The organism is Aurantiacibacter sp. D1-12 (assembly GCF_028858515.1).
Classification (GTDB): Bacteria; Pseudomonadota; Alphaproteobacteria; order Sphingomonadales; family Sphingomonadaceae; genus Alteraurantiacibacter.
Window position 1 is genome coordinate 328,840 of sequence record NZ_JAPJZJ010000002.1, and the last position, 15,694, is coordinate 344,533.

Here is a 15,694-nt window from a genome sequence, read left to right on the forward strand (position 1 = left end):
TGGTTAAGAATGCCTTTCGGATTTACCCCTTCCCGAGGCAAGTAAATCAGCAATTGCACGGGGGGCAAGAGCCAGTCCGGCGAGGTAAACGGGGAGCGTAAGCTGCACCCAGTAGAAGTTCTCCGGCCGGGCGAAGAGCGCCATTGCGGTGAAGAAGCCGCCAAACCACAGCGCAGCGAACAGGCCGAGGCGGTGCCCCATCCCGATCCACCCCATTAGCGGGAGGATAGCAATCGGCGCCGCGAGCCACGGCGGAAGGACCAGTAGGATGGTCAGCAGAGAGAGCGCAGTGAGCGGCAGGATCGGCCCTGCGAGTGCGTCCCAACCTTGTGAGGCGACATCACCGGGCAGGCGCTGCGCCTCCACGCCGAGATAGTGCAGGTACATGCCAACCGCGAAGGTGATGAGCAGCGCGGCAACCGCCAGAGCCTCCTTCCAGCGCTTTTCAGCCACCGCGAAAGCCAGCCAGAGCAACACGAATGGTGCAGCAATTTCTCTGATAGCGAGAGCCATTGCGGCAAAAATGAGTGCAGGCCACCAGCGATCCGGGCGATAGATCGCGAGGGCGAGTGACAAAAGTAACCCCGCCACGACCTCATGGATCAGAGGCGCATCGGGAATGATCAGCCCTGCCCCGCCCAACAGCATCGCAATACCCGCACCAACGCGTTCGGACGGAGCGACCTTGCCAGTAAGTTGCGCCATCAGCAGCAAGATTGCCGCGGGCAGCCCCAGCAGCAGCACGATGCCAAACGCGTCTCTCCCGATCCAAGAATGGAGCATGGCCAGCGTGGGCAAACGCACGGTGACGAATGGCTTGGTCGGATAGTTCCCCGCGCGCTGCTCATCCATCGCCGCAGCGTAGTAGTTCTCGCCCGCGATCACGCGATCCGAAATCCGTTCGTAGAGCGCGAGATCGCCGTCACCTTCTTCGAGGTCTTCATCGGCAATTTCGAGGATCTCGGTCGGCTCATCACCCGGGACCATGGAGAAACCGCTCCACGCCATCGCCGCTACCAGCAGTGCCAACACGGTGATCGCGACACCGCGTGGCAGATGGCGGAAGGGGCGCTCCAGCCCCGTCCACCAGCCAATCGGATCGCGCATTATGCTCATGGAGACCTTGTGAACCGCGACCAGCCCATCCTCAATGACCGCGCGCCGAATTCCACAGGCTGGCAAGCGCGCGCGGGACAAAGGCATAGCCGACGAACCACACCGGCATCACTATCAGCGCCCAGTAGAAGTTGTTGTCGCGCCCCGCGATCATGAAGAGAACTCCGTAGCCAAGGCAGAGCAGGAAGCCTGTCACCCCGAACCAACTGCGCCACGCGGCCCAGCCGAGCAGCGGGAGCAGAACCAGCGGGGCAGCCACGTAAGGCGGCAGCAAGTGCAGCGGGCTCGACAGTACGATGTTTGCCGTCCAGCCGCCGATGCCGCGCAGTGCCATCCATCCTGGCGACGCGGGATCGGCTTCACTGGTCACGCCGGACACAGCGATCAGATGCGCGGTCAGCACTCCGGCAAACAGCAGAACAACGCCCAGCCAAGCTGCCGCTTCACCACGGTTTCCACGCAACAAGGCGAGCCAGCCCATCAGCAGGATAAATGGCAGCGCCAGCTCGCGCACGGCCAGCGCCAGTATTCCTGCCAGCAACGCCCAGCCCCAGCGATCCGGTCGGTAAAGCCCGATCGAGAGCGCAATCAGCATACCCGCCCAGACTTCATGCAGAGCGAGATACTGCGGTTTGAAACCGCTCACCGCACCGATGATCAGGAGCAGCAACAGGTATCGCAGACGCCCGGGACCGCCGGGCTCGTCCCGCAAGCGGAAATGCCATGCGACAATGGTCGCAATAGCCAGTGCCACCGCGAGGACAATCATCCCCCATTCGCCCAAAAGCGCGGTGACGTAGACGAGCGTCGGCAAGCGCACCGCCAGCCCGGGACGGACTGGAAAATCACGCGCGCGCTGCTCTTCTACCGCGACTTCATAATAGCTCTCACCGGCTGCCACACGCTCTGCGATGGCATCATAGAGCTGGAGATCGGTGTCGCGTTCAGGGCCGTTCGTTGCACTCTCTTCGGCCAGGACTACGGGCTCGGCACTATTGGGCGATGTTACAGGAATGTCGGCCTGCGTATCGCGCGCGGTCAGCGCCGCCGCGACCAGTATGGCGAACGTCAGGACAAGCACCAGCATTGCGGCACCCGGCGCCCAATGCGCGAACCTGTCCCACTCCTTCGAACGTGACCTTAGCCCAACCACCCTGTTTCAATGCCCCCGAAAACCAATGCGCCCCCGATAAGCGCCGCCAGAACATAGCCCAGCCAGCCGCGCCCTCTGCGTTCACGGCGTTCCCATATCAGCTCCACATCATCAAGCGGAGGCTGATCGGGAGCGCCACCTTTCGGGGGAAACTGCTCTTCCAGTCGGCGAACCAGCCTGGGAATGCGCAGGAGAGTTTCGCCATCCTCGCGAATGCGGTCGGCAATCGCGGCTTCAGGACCCAGCTCGTCACGCATCCAGTTGCGGACATAGGGAGCAGAGGTCTCCCACATGTTGATCGCGGGATTGAGCTGGGTGGCGATCCCCTCGACCATCACCATGGTCTTTTGCAGCAGCAGCAGGTGCGGCTGGGTCTGCATGTCGAAATCGCGGGTGATGGCGAACAGCCCGTCGAGCATTTGGCCAACCGAAAGTTCGCTCACCGGCTTGCCGCGCATCGGTTCGCCGACCGCACGCAGCGCCGTCGCGAATTCGCCGACATCATGATAGCTGGGCACATATTGCGCTTCGAAATGGATCTCGGCGACGCGTTTGTAATTGCCGGTGATGAGACCGTATAGGATCTCAGCCAGCCATTGGCGCGCCTGCGTGTTGATACGCCCCATGATCCCGAAATCGATGGCAACGATGGTGCCATCATCCTTCACGAACAAGTTCCCTTGGTGCATGTCCGCATGGAAGAACCCGCCAGCAATCGCCTGCGTCAGGAAAGCCAGCACAAGGCGATTGGCTAGTTCGGGCAGGTCGTGTCCGGCTTCAACGAGAGCTTCACGATTTGAAATCTTCACGCCATCGACCCATTCGATGGTCATCACCCGGCCATTGGTGCGATCCCAGTCGATATCCGGGATATGATAGCCTTCGACACCGCGCATCGTTTCCGCCAGCTCGGATGCAGAGGCAGCCTCGCGCCGCAGGTCGAGCTCCCGATTGGTCCAACGCTTGAAATTGGCAATCGTCAACCGCGGGCGCAGGCGCGCGGCCTCTCCACCCATCGCTTCGACATGTGCGGCGGCCCATTCGTAGGTCGCGATGTCTTCCGCAAATTTCTCGCGAATGCCCGGGCGCAGCACTTTGATGGCGACCTGCTTACCGTCCGTGGTGACTCCGCGATGCACCTGCGCGATGCTCGCCGCGCCTACCGGTTCGGGATCGACTTCGCTGAACAGCTCTTCGAGCGGCCTCTCGAAGCTGAGTTCAATCTGCTGCTTGATCTGCGCAAAAGGCACCGGCGGCAGATTGTCCTGCAGGCTGAGAAGGTTCTGCGCTGCCTCATCCCCGACAAGGTCAGGCCGCGTGGCTAGCGACTGGCCAAGCTTGATCGCTGCCGGACCGACCGCACGGAATGCGCCGGCATAGTCGGGTTCGGATGGCTGGAATGTTCCAAACCGCGCAAGCCGGATCAGTCGCTTTACCGGCGCAGGCGTGTTGGGATCGCGCTCGATCCCGCGCAGCGCACCGTGCTTCGCCAGGGTCCGGCCCCATTTCAAGAGCCGCCAGATATGCGTTGAAGGGCGCGTCACGCGTTAAATCTTCCAGCCCGAATGGATGTTCACCGCGCCGCCCAAGATCTGCTCTACCTTCGTGTGCGCGAAACCGGCACTCTTGATCATTGCCTCAAACTTGGCAGGTTTCGGGAAGCGGCGAATGCTCTCGGCAAGGTAGCGATAGCTGTCCTCGTCGTTCGCGATTGCCTTGCCGATCTGCGGCATCAGCTTGTGCGAATAGAGATCGTAGACTTCTTTGAAGCCGCTCCATTCGGTGCTGCTGAATTCCATGCAGAAGAACCGTCCGCCGAATTTCAGCACGCGATGTGCTTCCTGCAATGCCTTGTCGATGTAGGTTACGTTCCGGATGCCAAACACGATGGTGTAGGCATCAAACTGGCGATCAGGATAGCTCAGCTCTTCGGCATTCTGGCACGACCATGACAAGCCATCAATTCCACGATCCATCGCGCGCTCGATACCAACGTCGAGCATGTCCTGATTGATATCGGCAACCACGATTTCCGCGCCGTGCTCTGCCATGCGGAAAGCGATATCACCCGTGCCACCAGCCATATCGAGAATCGCCTCGCCTCGCTGCGGCTTAACGCGGCGCACGAACTGGTCCTTCCACAACCGGTGCATACCCCCCGACATGGCATCATTCATGATGTCATACTTGCTCGCGACATTGGAAAAGACACCGCCAACGCGCTGTGTCTTCTCTTCGGGGGCTACGTCTTCGTAGCCAAAGGACACCGTATCACTCATGGCGGTCCACTTAGTGGCAATTGTGCCCAAGGCAAAGGGTGTTAAAGGCTGTAGCCATGCCGGAACTTCCAGAAGTCGAGACAACCGTGCGCGGACTGGAGCGCTTTATGGAGGGCGAGCGTATTACCCGCGTACAGCTCAACCGTCCCGATATGCGCTTTCCCTTTCCGCAAGGGCTGGTGCAATCGCTTACCGGAGCGCGGGTCAGCAGCCTTGGTCGCCGCGCCAAATACGGCCTTATCCATACCGACCGGGAGAGCACCCTGATTTTCCATCTCGGCATGAGCGGCCGCTGGCGGATCGATCCGGGGACGGACGACAAGCACGATCACCTTGTCATAGAGACCGCGCAGAACCGCTTCGCGCTCAACGATCCTCGCCGCTTTGGCTATGTCGATCTGGTCGATACGCCTGCCCTAGATCAGTGGCCTGCCTTCGCAGCGATGGGACCTGAGCCTTTGGGCGATGCGTTTACCGTGGATCACCTGCGCGCCGCCATCAAAGGCCGCAAGCAGGCGATCAAACTGCTGCTGCTCGACCAGCACGTGGTGGCAGGCCTAGGCAATATATATGTGTGCGAGGCGCTGTTCCGGGCTGGCATTCATCCACGCAAGGCCGGTGGCCGGGTTTACAAGCCGGCGCTCGAGAAGCTGGTGCCTGCCATCAAGCAGGTGCTCGAGCAATCCATCGTCGATGGCGGCTCATCACTTCGAGATTACGCGCGACCCGATGGCGAGCTCGGTTACTTCGCCACGCGCTTTCAGGTCTATGGCCACGAAGGAGAGCCATGCGTACGCGGCGATGGCGGTGTGATCAGGCGGATCGTGCAGGGTGGGCGAAGCACGTGGTTTTGCCCTGTTTGCCAAACGTAGCGAATCCTTGACCTATCCCACTCACCCCATTATGTGCGCCCGCGATCAGACGCTTTTGCGTCCAACTACCGATTCTAACGAGACAATGGACCGGCCGTTCGCGGACGGCTGAGAAACAGGATTTTTACATGGCCAATACGCCGCAAGCCAAGAAGCGCATTCGTCGCAACAACAAGCGCGCCGAGATCAACGGTGCCCGCAAGAGCCGCATCCGTGGCTTCGTGAAGAAGGTCGAGACGGCCTGCACCGATGGCGACAAGAAGGCTGCGCAGGAAGCCCTGCTGGCTGCACAGCCGGAGATCGCTCGCGGTGTTGCACGCGGCGTGATGCACAAGAACACTGCGGCTCGTAAAATGAGCCGTCTGAGCAAGCGAGTCGCTGCTCTCTGATTCGCAGATCGGGTCGCCAAATACGCTGACCCGACCTCGAAAAACGGAACGAATTCGGAACGAGGCCCGGCTTATCCCCGGGCCTCTTTTTTGTGCAGCCGCGAAGTGCAGCTATAGCTCGCGACGAGAATGGCGGAAATCCTACGATTCGCAGAACTGTCACATGGTTCTTGCGTAAAACCAATTACTTGAACGGAAGTCTGCGGGTTTGCGGCGAGTCAAGAACCAAAATTTTAATAAATTCGTCATCATACCCTTGTGCCAATCCGCAGGACGTTCATAACAGGGTTGTGGACGCGATTCATCAGTGCGCGGCCATCAAACATTGAGACATCGACCGGGGGCATCCTGTGACCATATGACGGTTCGCGGGAGGGGGGAAGTTTTGCCTTCAATCGGTGAGAGGATGGGGCTGCCTAACAAGGCAAAAATTAAGGGATTGGGTTCAGGCGATGATTGTGATGGGACCGCACAGCGGCCGGTCAGCAGCGACCAAACAAGAGGCATCAGAGGACAATATGGAAGATCAAGAAGCAGTGGACCTGGCAGCCGATTGGTCAGACATCAGCCAGGGCCTCCGCAAGGATCTTGGTCACCAGCTTTTCACGCAGTGGATCAAGCCGATCCAGCTCGGCAAGATCGACAAGGAAACGGGCACGCTGCAGCTTTTCCTGCCGACCGAGTTTTCTGCCAACTGGGTACGCGATCGCTATCATGATCGTCTGTCGCTCGCTTGGAAGATTGCCCGCGGTGAAGTGCGCCACGTAAAAATCGAAGTGCACCCGGGCCGCCGCAAGATTGCCGATTTCAGCCTGCGCGGGGACGATGGCTTTGGCCACCGCGCGGCAAACGATGCAACGCTGGCGATGGAATCCATTGGCGATGACGGCTTCACCAGCTCGGTCGGTCTCGACCCGAGCCAAACCTTCGCCGCATTCGTAACCGGCAGCACCAACGTGCTCGCCAAGAATGCTGCGGAGCGTATGGCCAAGGCCGAGAAGCCGCAGTTCAGCCCGCTCTATCTCAAGGCCGCCACCGGCCAGGGCAAGACACACTTGCTGCACGCCATCGGCCACAGCTACCTGCAGGCCTTCCCGCGGGCGCGCATCTTCTACTGCTCGGCAGAGCGCTTCATGGTCGAGTTTGTCCAGGCGCTGAAGTCGAACGAGATGATCGAATTCAAGGCTCGCCTGCGCGCTTTCGACCTGCTGCTGGTGGACGATATCCAGTTCATCATCGGCAAGGCCGCCGCACAGGAAGAGCTGCTCTACACGATCGACGCGCTGCTGGCTGAGGGCAAGCGCCTCGTGTTTGCCGCCGACCGCGCACCGCAGGCTCTCGACGGTGTCGAACCGCGCCTGCTTTCACGCCTGTCGATGGGCCTGGTGGCAGACATCCAGCCCGCCGATATCGAGCTGCGCCGGGCGATCCTCGAATCGAAGCTCACCCGCTTTGCTCCGCTGGAAGTGCCCGAAGACGTGATCGACTTCCTCGCCCGCACCGTCAGCCGCAATGTGCGTGAACTGGTGGGCGGCCTGAACAAGCTGATCGCCTATGCCCAACTGACGGGGCAGGAAGTATCGTTACAGCTCGCCGAAGAGCAGTTAACCGATATCCTGTCGGCCAATCGCCGCCGTATCACGATCGACGAGATCCAGCGCACGGTTTGCCAGTTCTACCGCATCGACCGCAGCGAGATGAGCAGCAAGCGCCGTGCGCGTGCCGTGGTTCGTCCGCGCCAGGTGGCGATGTATCTGGCGAAGGTCCTAACCCCGCGCAGTTATCCCGAAATCGGGCGTAAGTTCGGTGGCCGCGATCACTCGACCGTGATCCACGCCGTGCGCCTGATCGAAGACCTGCGCGAGCGCGATGCCGATATGGACGGCGATGTGCGCAGCCTGTTGAGACAGCTCGAAAGCTGAATGGACAAGCTACCGGTGGCGCGGATCGAACCGCGTCGCCGGACCACAACCCACCAACATGATTTGCACGGGATAGTCACAGGCTATGCCCGAAGTTCACAGTATGTGCACCGCCTTTCCACATAGTTGTCCACGCACTGGTCCTGAGCGATAATTGGGACTAGACGCGCTGCATGAGCGATCATCCACACCCGCTATCTGAAGAGCGCCTCGCCCGGTTTGCGCGGCATATCGTGTTGCCAGAACTTGGCGGTGCCGGACAGATGGCCTTGGCCCGAAGCCATGTCGCGATAATCGGCCTCGGGGGAATCGGTGCGCCGGTCCTGCAGTATCTGGCGGGCGCAGGCATCGGACGCTTCACGCTGGTCGATGATGGCGATGTCGAGGCGAGCAACCTGCAGCGCCAGACGATCTACACCACGCGCGATATCGGTCACGGCAAGGCCGTCTCCGCGCGCCGCTGGCTCGCCAACTTTGACGATAAGCTGAGCGTTGAAATTCACGACAAGCGGATTGATGCAAGCAATGCGCAATCGCTGATTGCAGGGGCCGATCTGGTGATCGACGGGACCGACAATTTCGCTACCCGTCTTGCGGTTTCCGATGCCTGCGTTGCCGCGCGCATCCCCTTGCTTTCGGCTGCTGTCGGCCGCTTTCAGGGCCAAGTGGCCGCCTTTCAGGGCCATCTCGAAAGCGAGCCCTGCTACCGATGCTTCGTCGGCGATGCGTTCGACGCGGAAGATTGCGACACCTGCGCCGAAGACGGCATTCTGGGTGCAATGGTCGGCTGGGTCGGCACTTTCGCCGCGATGCAGGCAGTCCGCATCTTGGTGAGCAATGTGAGCAGCATGGGCGATCCCGGGTGGGGCAAGCTCCACCTGATGGACGGCATGAAACCCGGCATGCGGCCGATCACGATTGCTAAGGACCCGGTGTGTCGGGAATGCTCAGGCGGCTGAAACCCATTCCCAAATCCTGGCCCACACTTCCGGCGCAATGGAAACCGATTGCGCAGGATTGGCCGGATCGCGAGTGCGCATGAAATGGTCAGCTTCGGGGTAAACCCAGTAATCCAAATTCGTCCGTCCATTTGCTGCAAACATGATGGCAGCAAAATCGGTATTCATGATCGGCGCGGCCCTGTCTGCACCACCCTGTACAAGTAGCAACGGGATATCCAGAGCGAGCATGTCATCGATGGCGGCGTATGGACCAAAGCTAGACCATCGACGGTTGGCCTCGCCATAAAAGCCGGGCGTGATCGAAGTTGGATCGGCATGCACCGAAGCAATCTCTCCCAAGATGTCTTCAACATTGCTCTGCGCTTCTTCACGGGTGATCTCGCCACGCTCGGCCATCAGTCTCTGCTCGAGCACAAAATCGAAATACTGCGGCAAGGCGAGACCGCCCCAGCCCACAGCTTTGTCGGCATTAACGAGGCGAGCTAGCGCGAAGACGTATTGCGCACCTTCGGAACCACCAATCACAATCACGCGATCAAATCGATCCGGGTAAGCACGCTTCGCCTGGGCTATTGCAAAAGCACTACGCTCCACAAGATTATGAAGTTCGATGCCTGCCCGATAATCCGGCGAGTCCAGTTGCACGGGGCGCCCGCGCTCTTCATCGAAGATCATGTCGGCTAAGAATGGCAGGCCCGGTTTATCGATCAGCATGAAGTGTGCATCTTCACGGAACGCGAACAGTTCCCGTGGAAACGAATACCCGGCACTGCCATCGTCGAAACTCTGGAAATGCGGGAATGCGCCGGAACCAGGCAACCAGACAACTAGATCCCCACGTGTTTCGACGTTGGCATTGTCGAGATGCCAAGTCACCTCACCCATCGCAGGATCCCGTGCGCTGAAATGGTCGAAATCGTCAGCAGTGATAGCCTCGGTTGCCTGTACCGGATGGGAAAGCAACAGCGCCGCAAGCACCAGAAAAAGCCGCATAATACCTCTCTTCCTACGGTTATGGCCGCAGTCAGTATTAGATGCCCCGCCGCTTGCTCTGCCTTGACCCTGCATGTCGGTCAATCGATTACTTCCCCCACCCACTCGGGCACCAGTTCGCTCGCTGGGCCGAGCCGTGTCTCATCGAAGAAATGCGAGCCTGCGCTGCGCTCCAGATTGAGTTCCAGCGTCCGTGCACCTGCGCGATTCGCTTCCTGCACAAAACCCGCCGCGGGATAGACTGCGCCGCTGGTACCGATGCTGACGAACAGGTCGCAGCGGGAAATGGCTTCAAAGATCCGCTCCATCTCATAGGGCATTTCGCCGAACCACACGATGTCGGGACGCATCGCCACTTCGCCACATACGGGGCAGGCAGGGCCATCACGTAAAGTACCGGTCCAGTAATGGCGCGCATCGCAGCTCTGACACCAAACGCTCAGCCCCTCGCCGTGCATATGCAGCACGCGTTTCGCTCCGCACCGCTCATGCAGATCATCTATGTTCTGCGTGACGAGTAGCAGTTCGCCATCCCAACTGGCATCCAGCCGCGCCAGTGCCTCATGCGCGGGATTGGGCTGTGCGGCGAGAATGTTCGCGCGCCGCTCGTCATAGAAGCGCTGGACGAGATCGGGATCGCGGGCAAAACCTTCGGGCGTGGCGACTTCCTCTACCGGGTGATTTTCCCACAGACCGTCCTCCGCGCGGAAGGTCTTGAGGCCGCTTTCGGCAGAAATTCCGGCTCCTGTCAGGATCACGATATTGTTGGTGTTCACGCGCGACCTCTCTTGTCGTCACCCTGAACTTGTTTCAGGGTCCATCTCTCAGATTGTGCAGACTTGTGTGTGAGGCACGACGGATGCTGAAACAAGTTCGGCATGACAGGATAGCGAGGTTGATTTGGCGAGAATCGGGATCATCGGCAGCGAAGGACGCATGGGGTTGGCGATTGCTTCCGTGCTTGAGGACAGCGAGCACACCATGGCAGGCGGCGTTGATCGCGACGAGCAAGCCTTCGACCTCGCCAAGCAAAGCGATGTCCTGGTCGATTTTTCCGCGCCAGGTGCACTTTCCGCGAACCTTCAGGCCGCATGCGACGCAGGTGTACCCCTGTTGATCGGCACAACCGGGCTGGTAGACTCGCACCACGAAGCAATCAATGAAGCCGGAAAAGACATTCCAGTACTGCAGACCGGCAACACCTCGCTTGGCGTTACATTACTCGCACATCTCGTGAAGGAGGCCGCCGCCCGGCTCAGCGATGACTGGGATATCGAGGTGCTGGAGATGCACCACCGGATGAAAGTCGATGCTCCATCGGGCACCGCACTTTTGTTGGGTGAAGCCGCAGCAAAAGCACGCAACGTCGAGCTTTCGGCGAACAGCGAAAGCGGGCGCGACGGGCACACCGGGGCACGCGAGCGTGGGGCCATCGGCTTTGCTGCCCTGCGCGGCGGGACCGTTGCCGGAGATCATAGTGTCATCTTTGCCGGGGAGCAGGAGCGCATCACGCTGTCACACTCGGCGGAGAACCGCATGATCTTTGCCCGCGGCGCTGTTCGTGGAGCGGCATGGCTCATTGGGCGAGAAGCTGGACGATACACCATGGAAGATGTGCTTGGGATTTGACGGGGCAAATCCTTTGGAAGGGATAACAGGATGACATTCGATCCGGCGGCCGCGACGCAGGCCTATATCGATACGCTCAGCGCAGAAGAACTGGCGCTGGCAAGAGACTATACGACGGGTAATCACTGGCTAATTCTTGGGGGGCTACTGGTTTCCGCACTGGTGACATGGCTGATTGTCAGAAGTGGTGTGCTGGACAAGGTTGCCGCCTATCCCAAAGAAGGAAGGCGCCTGTTGCAGACCTTTCTGGTCGCTGTTGTCTTTCTTATCGTCAGCTCGCTAATCGCGCTTCCGTGGGACATATACACCGAATGGTGGCGCGAGACACAGTATGGCCGGACCAGCCAACCGCTGGGCGATTTCTTGGCTCAGGGCGCTATTTCACTGGTCATGGGCGCTGTAGTCGGCGGACTGTTCCTGCTCGGCATCTATACGCTGCTTCGCCTGGCCGGCCGAATGTGGTGGGCATGGGGCGGCGCATTCCTGGCGGTTATCACAGCTTTCATGTTGCTGATTTCTCCGTCGGTTATCGAGCCGATCTTCAACGATTACGAACCGATCCCTGAAGGCGAAGTGCACGATGCGGTGATGGAACTGGCGGCCGATGCAGGCGTGCCGGAAGATCGCGTTTTCATGTTCGACGGTTCGCGCCAGTCAAACAATTTCACTGCCAATGTCTCGGGCGTCGGCAGCACCGCACGGATCGCCATTTCCGACGTTGCGATGGGTGAAGCTTCGCTCGACGAGGTAAAAGCCGTGACCGGACATGAAATCGGCCATTACGTATTGGGCCATATCTGGCGCACCGTTTTGGTCATCAGCCTGCTGGCGATGGCAGTACTGTTCCTTACCGCTCGAGCCTATCCGTGGTTTGCCCGTCTGTTCGGTACCGATGCAGAGATAGCCGATCCGCGCAGCATGCCGGTTTTCATCTTCGTGATCGGTCTGTTCTCCGCGCTCTCGCAGCCGGCGATGAACACGCTTACCCGCGTGGGTGAGACCGAGGCGGATGCCTATTCGATGGAGCATGTCGGCCTGCCCGATGCCATGGCCAGCGCGCTGATCAAGACCGCCGAATATCGCTACCCTCTCGCGGGGCCGGTTGAAGAAACTCTCTTCTACACCCACCCCACGGTCGAGAACCGCGTGCGTGCGGCAATGGACTGGAAGGCAGCCAACCCGGACCGCGATCAGGGCGCTGCCGAGTGATCCGGGAACGATGACCAAAGACCAGATCTTCGAATTTTTCCGGCGTCTTGCAGAAGACAATCCGGAACCGGAGACCGAGCTGGAATATGGCAATGCCTACCAGCTCGTGGTCGCGGTCGCGCTATCCGCGCAGGCAACAGACGTTGGTGTGAACAAGGCGACGCGTGCGCTGTTCGCCAAGGTCGAAACGCCGCAGCAGATGCTCGACATGGGGCTGGAGGAGCTGACCGGACACATCAAGACGATCGGCCTGTTCAATTCCAAGGCGAAGAACGTCATCGCGCTCAGTCAGCTTCTTGTCGACGAATATGGCGGCGAGGTCCCCGACACGCGCGAGGATCTCGTCCGCCTGCCCGGCGTGGGTCGCAAGACCGCCAACGTCGTGCTCAACTGCTGGTTTAAACAAGAAACCTTTGCGGTCGATACGCATATCCTGCGTGTCGGTAACCGGACGGGGCTAGCGAAGGGTAAGACGCCCGAGCAGGTCGAAGCAAAGCTGGAAAAGCGCGTCCCCCAGCCCTTTCGCCTGCATGCCCATCACTGGCTGATCCTGCACGGCCGCTACACCTGCAAGGCACGAACGCCCGAATGCTGGCGGTGTGATCTGGTGGACCTGTGCAGCTTCAGGAAAAAGGTACTGGAAAAGCCCAAGGGCCGAAAATGAGCATGCGCCTTCGTTTATACCCTTAGGCACACATTAAACATCCTGCGATAGTCTGGCAGGATGTCGGGTGCATCTGCCTTCTTTATACTGATCCCAGCAATGTATTTGCTGTTTACCGTGGCGCTCGCGATCATGGCTATGGTCGACAAGCGTCTGGTAACCGCGCGCTGGGCTGCGCTGGGCTTCTTCGTGGCATTCACATCCATCTCGGTGGACGGCTATCGCGAACCCGGCGGGGACACCTGGGTTTCCTGGTTTACCGTAGCAACACATTTCTTGCCGCTGTTGATCATGGTGCAGGCATTCCTGACACGCCACGGCAGAAATGCGCCCAGATGGGTCGTTGCGTTTGCCGGTTTCAGCTGCATTTACGTGATGCCCGATATGCCGTGGGAGCCCGAAAACTGGTTTCGCGGTGTCTATGTGCAGGCCACATGCATGCTGATTATCGCGTCCGGCCTGCCGTTCCTGTGGCGCAAGAAGACGCAATCGAAGGTCGACATCTTCGTCTTCTTCGCGATGTTCGGGGCCTCGATGTCATATCTGGCGCGTGCAATCGTCATCTATGCCAGGCCCATAGGGGAAACCCGGGAAGAGGCTCTCGCCTTCTATGAAGGGCTGAACATTATCTTCCATTCTGCCAGCGCGCTGATGGGAATGACTATGGGCATTGTGCTGATGATGACGATTGGCTTTGACATGCTCATGGGCCGTACGAAAGAAGTCGAGATCGACCCGCTGACCAAGACCGGAAATCGCCGCAAGCTGGATCGCCGGATCACGGATGACAGTAACGGCAAGAACCCCGTCGGTGCCGTGCTGGTGATCGATCTCGATCATTTCAAACGGGTCAACGATCTGTTTGGGCACGATGCCGGCGATGATGTTCTGCATGCAGTGGGGTCTCGTCTGACATTAATGTTCAAGGGCATTGGTACTGTCTGCCGAACAGGCGGAGAAGAATTCGTGATCCTGATCAGGCAAGGCAGTGCCGATAGTGCATCTGCGCTGGCACTTACCGTGCGCAGCGCGATTGCGAGCCTCGAATTTGACGGCGTGCTGGCCGGATACGCGCTGACTGCCAGCGTGGGATTTCATCGCCGCACCAGGTCACAAAGCCTAGCCGCGGCAATCCGGCTGGCTGATCAGGCAGTCTATTGCGCCAAGAAGAATGGGCGCAATCGTGTGGTTGGCGCCATCAACGAGAATGGTCTGAACGTGCTTCGCGCCGTGGCGTAAGCCTCAGATGTCATCCGCGCTGATCATTTCCTCGCGGTCGATCTCGTCCAACATGCTTGCCACGGTAGTTGCTACGGCGGCATCGCCCGAGACATTCGTTGTCGTGCGCATCATGTCCATGATCCGGTCTACACCCGCCACAAAGGCAATCGTTTCAAGCGGTACTCCAACCGCGCCGAACACCAGAGCCATCATGATCAGGCCCGCTCCCGGAATGCCCGCTGCACCGATAGCGCCCAACGTCGCCAGGATCGAGATAAGGAAATACTGGCCCCAGCTCAGATCAACGCCGAAGATCGAGGCGCCGAACAGCGTGGCAAGCCCCAGATACATGGCGGTGCCATTCATATTTATGGTCGCACCCAGCGAAATCACGAAGGCCGCAATCGAATTGGGGATGCCCAGATTGCGCTCGGCACAACGCAACGTCACCGGCAGCGTCGCATTGGAACTGGCCGTGGAATAGCTGACCGCGATAGCGTCCACGATGCCGCGGAAGTAATCAATTGGCGGGAGTTTGGCGATGAACTTGATCATCGACGAATACATGACAAGGATGATCAGCAGACAGCCGGTGTAATTGAGGATCACGAGCCAGCTGAGAGCCTTCAACGCATCGACGCCCAGTGTACCCGCCACCCAGGCCATCAGCGCAAAGACGCCGAACGGGGTCAGCTCCATGACGATCATCGTCACTTTCTGCATGATGATCGCGCCGCTATCGAAGATCTTCTTGACCGGCTCGCCCTCTTCCTTCGCCATCAGAATGCCGATGCCGAGTAGCAGCGAGAACACGATAAGCGGCAGCACCGCCACGTCGGCCATCACTTGCACCGGGCTTTCCGGCACGATCGACAGGACCATGTCGACAGCGGTGGTCTCGTTTGGCTGTGGCGTAGGGACGTCAGGTGTGCCGAGCTGTTCCTTGCTCGGGAAAAGGCCAAGGTTGACCGCGCCCGTACCCAGCGCCAGGCCGAGCCAAACCGCAATCTGTCCGGTCACCACGAAGAGGATAATCGCGCGGCCACCCACCGCACCAAGCTTGCGCAGATCACCGATCGCAGCGACGCCGGCGACAAGGCTGAAGAATATCAGCGGGACGACCAGCATCTTGATCGCCTTGATAAAGAAATCGCCGATCCACTTGATGCTTTCAGCCTCAGGCCCCCAGAACAGGCCAAGCGCCACACCAAGGATCAGCGCGCCAATCACACGCTGCCACAGCGGAATTGCAAACCAGGTCTTGAACATGGGTGAGCGCCCTCTC

The 15,694-nt window shown here is 59.6% G+C and carries 15 protein-coding genes; 8 read left to right on the forward strand and 7 right to left on the reverse strand.

The genetic code is table 11. The features are described from left to right. Positions 1–3: 3 nt before the first annotated feature. The 4 genes from OOZ52_RS05730 to OOZ52_RS05745 are packed head-to-tail and all read right to left on the reverse strand — an operon-like array spanning position 4 to position 4,548. Positions 4–1,107 (reverse strand): hypothetical protein, encoded by a 1,104-nt coding sequence (locus OOZ52_RS05730; protein WP_274697543.1) that lies wholly within the window; start codon positions 1,105–1,107, stop codon positions 4–6. 40 nt (positions 1,108–1,147) lie between these two features. Next, positions 1,148–2,203 carry a hypothetical protein gene (locus OOZ52_RS05735; RefSeq protein WP_274697544.1) on the reverse strand — a complete coding sequence of 352 codons (1,056 nt, stop codon included), beginning with the start codon at positions 2,201–2,203 and terminating at the stop codon, positions 1,148–1,150. Between the two features lie 53 nt (positions 2,204–2,256). Beyond that, on the reverse strand, positions 2,257–3,813 hold the full coding sequence (ubiB, locus tag OOZ52_RS05740) for a 2-polyprenylphenol 6-hydroxylase (RefSeq protein WP_274697545.1): 1,557 nt from the start codon (positions 3,811–3,813) through the stop codon (positions 2,257–2,259). A gap of 3 nt (positions 3,814–3,816) precedes the next feature. Continuing rightward, the gene (locus tag OOZ52_RS05745; RefSeq protein ID WP_274697546.1) at positions 3,817–4,548 is read right to left on the reverse strand and encodes a class I SAM-dependent methyltransferase; all 732 of its coding nucleotides are present in this window, start codon (positions 4,546–4,548) and stop codon (positions 3,817–3,819) included. Positions 4,549–4,604: 56 nt separating this feature from the next. Between OOZ52_RS05745 and mutM the strand changes: the two genes are divergently transcribed. The 4 genes from mutM to OOZ52_RS05765 all read left to right on the forward strand — a co-directional run bounded on the left by mutM (position 4,605) and on the right by OOZ52_RS05765 (position 8,690). Then, complete coding sequence (gene mutM / locus OOZ52_RS05750) at positions 4,605–5,420, forward strand: bifunctional DNA-formamidopyrimidine glycosylase/DNA-(apurinic or apyrimidinic site) lyase (RefSeq protein WP_274697547.1); 816 nt, start codon at positions 4,605–4,607, stop codon at positions 5,418–5,420. A 128-nt stretch (positions 5,421–5,548) separates the two neighbouring features. Continuing rightward, on the forward strand, positions 5,549–5,809 hold the full coding sequence (gene rpsT / locus OOZ52_RS05755) for a 30S ribosomal protein S20 (RefSeq protein ID WP_274697548.1): 261 nt from the start codon (positions 5,549–5,551) through the stop codon (positions 5,807–5,809). Positions 5,810–6,327: 518 nt separating this feature from the next. Then, on the forward strand, positions 6,328–7,731 hold the full coding sequence (gene dnaA, locus OOZ52_RS05760; RefSeq protein ID WP_342454936.1) for a chromosomal replication initiator protein DnaA: 1,404 nt from the start codon (positions 6,328–6,330) through the stop codon (positions 7,729–7,731). Positions 7,732–7,904: 173 nt separating this feature from the next. After that, entirely contained in the window at positions 7,905–8,690 is a 786-nt protein-coding gene (locus OOZ52_RS05765) for a HesA/MoeB/ThiF family protein (protein ID WP_274697549.1), read from the forward strand. Here OOZ52_RS05765 and OOZ52_RS05770 read toward each other — a convergent pair. Continuing rightward, complete coding sequence (locus OOZ52_RS05770) at positions 8,679–9,686, reverse strand: alpha/beta hydrolase family protein (protein WP_274697550.1); 1,008 nt, start codon at positions 9,684–9,686, stop codon at positions 8,679–8,681. The genes OOZ52_RS05765 and OOZ52_RS05770 overlap by 12 nt on opposite strands. Before the next feature lie 80 nt (positions 9,687–9,766). Then, positions 9,767–10,462: an NAD-dependent deacylase gene (locus tag OOZ52_RS05775; protein ID WP_274697551.1), complete on the reverse strand. Its 696-nt coding sequence runs from the start codon at positions 10,460–10,462 to the stop codon at positions 9,767–9,769. Positions 10,463–10,586: 124 nt separating this feature from the next. Here OOZ52_RS05775 and dapB point away from each other — a divergent pair, with 124 nt between their 5' ends. The 4 genes from dapB (at position 10,587) to OOZ52_RS05795 (ending at position 14,427) form a co-directional block, all read left to right on the forward strand. Beyond that, positions 10,587–11,315: a 4-hydroxy-tetrahydrodipicolinate reductase gene (dapB, locus tag OOZ52_RS05780; protein WP_274697552.1), complete on the forward strand. Its 729-nt coding sequence runs from the start codon at positions 10,587–10,589 to the stop codon at positions 11,313–11,315. 30 nt (positions 11,316–11,345) lie between these two features. After that, on the forward strand, positions 11,346–12,524 hold the full coding sequence (locus OOZ52_RS05785) for a M48 family metallopeptidase (protein ID WP_274697553.1): 1,179 nt from the start codon (positions 11,346–11,348) through the stop codon (positions 12,522–12,524). Between the two features lie 10 nt (positions 12,525–12,534). After that, entirely contained in the window at positions 12,535–13,188 is a 654-nt protein-coding gene (nth, locus tag OOZ52_RS05790) for an endonuclease III (protein ID WP_274697554.1), read from the forward strand. Between the two features lie 99 nt (positions 13,189–13,287). Beyond that, positions 13,288–14,427, forward strand: a complete 1,140-nt coding sequence (locus OOZ52_RS05795; RefSeq protein WP_274697555.1) for a GGDEF domain-containing protein — start codon at positions 13,288–13,290, stop codon at positions 14,425–14,427. 3 nt (positions 14,428–14,430) lie between these two features. On the opposite strand, the gene OOZ52_RS05800 is transcribed toward OOZ52_RS05795, so the two are convergent. Continuing rightward, positions 14,431–15,678 (reverse strand): dicarboxylate/amino acid:cation symporter, encoded by a 1,248-nt coding sequence (locus OOZ52_RS05800; RefSeq protein ID WP_274697556.1) that lies wholly within the window; start codon positions 15,676–15,678, stop codon positions 14,431–14,433. Between the last annotated feature and the right edge of the window lie 16 nt (positions 15,679–15,694).

Excerpts from the sequence above, each read along its gene's own strand:
- OOZ52_RS05730 (WP_274697543.1), bottom strand. The coding sequence starts at position 1,107 with ATGCGCGATCCGATTGGCTGGTGGACGGGGCTGGAGCGCCCCTTCCGC.
- OOZ52_RS05735 (WP_274697544.1), bottom strand. The coding sequence starts at position 2,203 with ATGCTGGTGCTTGTCCTGACGTTCGCCATACTGGTCGCGGCGGCGCTG.
- OOZ52_RS05745 (WP_274697546.1), bottom strand. The coding sequence starts at position 4,548 with ATGAGTGATACGGTGTCCTTTGGCTACGAAGACGTAGCCCCCGAAGAG.
- mutM (WP_274697547.1), top strand. The coding sequence starts at position 4,605 with ATGCCGGAACTTCCAGAAGTCGAGACAACCGTGCGCGGACTGGAGCGC.
- rpsT (WP_274697548.1), top strand. The coding sequence starts at position 5,549 with ATGGCCAATACGCCGCAAGCCAAGAAGCGCATTCGTCGCAACAACAAG.
- dnaA (WP_342454936.1), top strand. The coding sequence starts at position 6,328 with ATGGAAGATCAAGAAGCAGTGGACCTGGCAGCCGATTGGTCAGACATC.
- OOZ52_RS05765 (WP_274697549.1), top strand. The coding sequence starts at position 7,905 with ATGAGCGATCATCCACACCCGCTATCTGAAGAGCGCCTCGCCCGGTTT.
- OOZ52_RS05770 (WP_274697550.1), bottom strand. The coding sequence starts at position 9,686 with ATGCGGCTTTTTCTGGTGCTTGCGGCGCTGTTGCTTTCCCATCCGGTA.
- OOZ52_RS05785 (WP_274697553.1), top strand. The coding sequence starts at position 11,346 with ATGACATTCGATCCGGCGGCCGCGACGCAGGCCTATATCGATACGCTC.
- nth (WP_274697554.1), top strand. The coding sequence starts at position 12,535 with ATGACCAAAGACCAGATCTTCGAATTTTTCCGGCGTCTTGCAGAAGAC.
- OOZ52_RS05795 (WP_274697555.1), top strand. The coding sequence starts at position 13,288 with ATGTATTTGCTGTTTACCGTGGCGCTCGCGATCATGGCTATGGTCGAC.
- OOZ52_RS05800 (WP_274697556.1), bottom strand. The coding sequence starts at position 15,678 with ATGTTCAAGACCTGGTTTGCAATTCCGCTGTGGCAGCGTGTGATTGGC.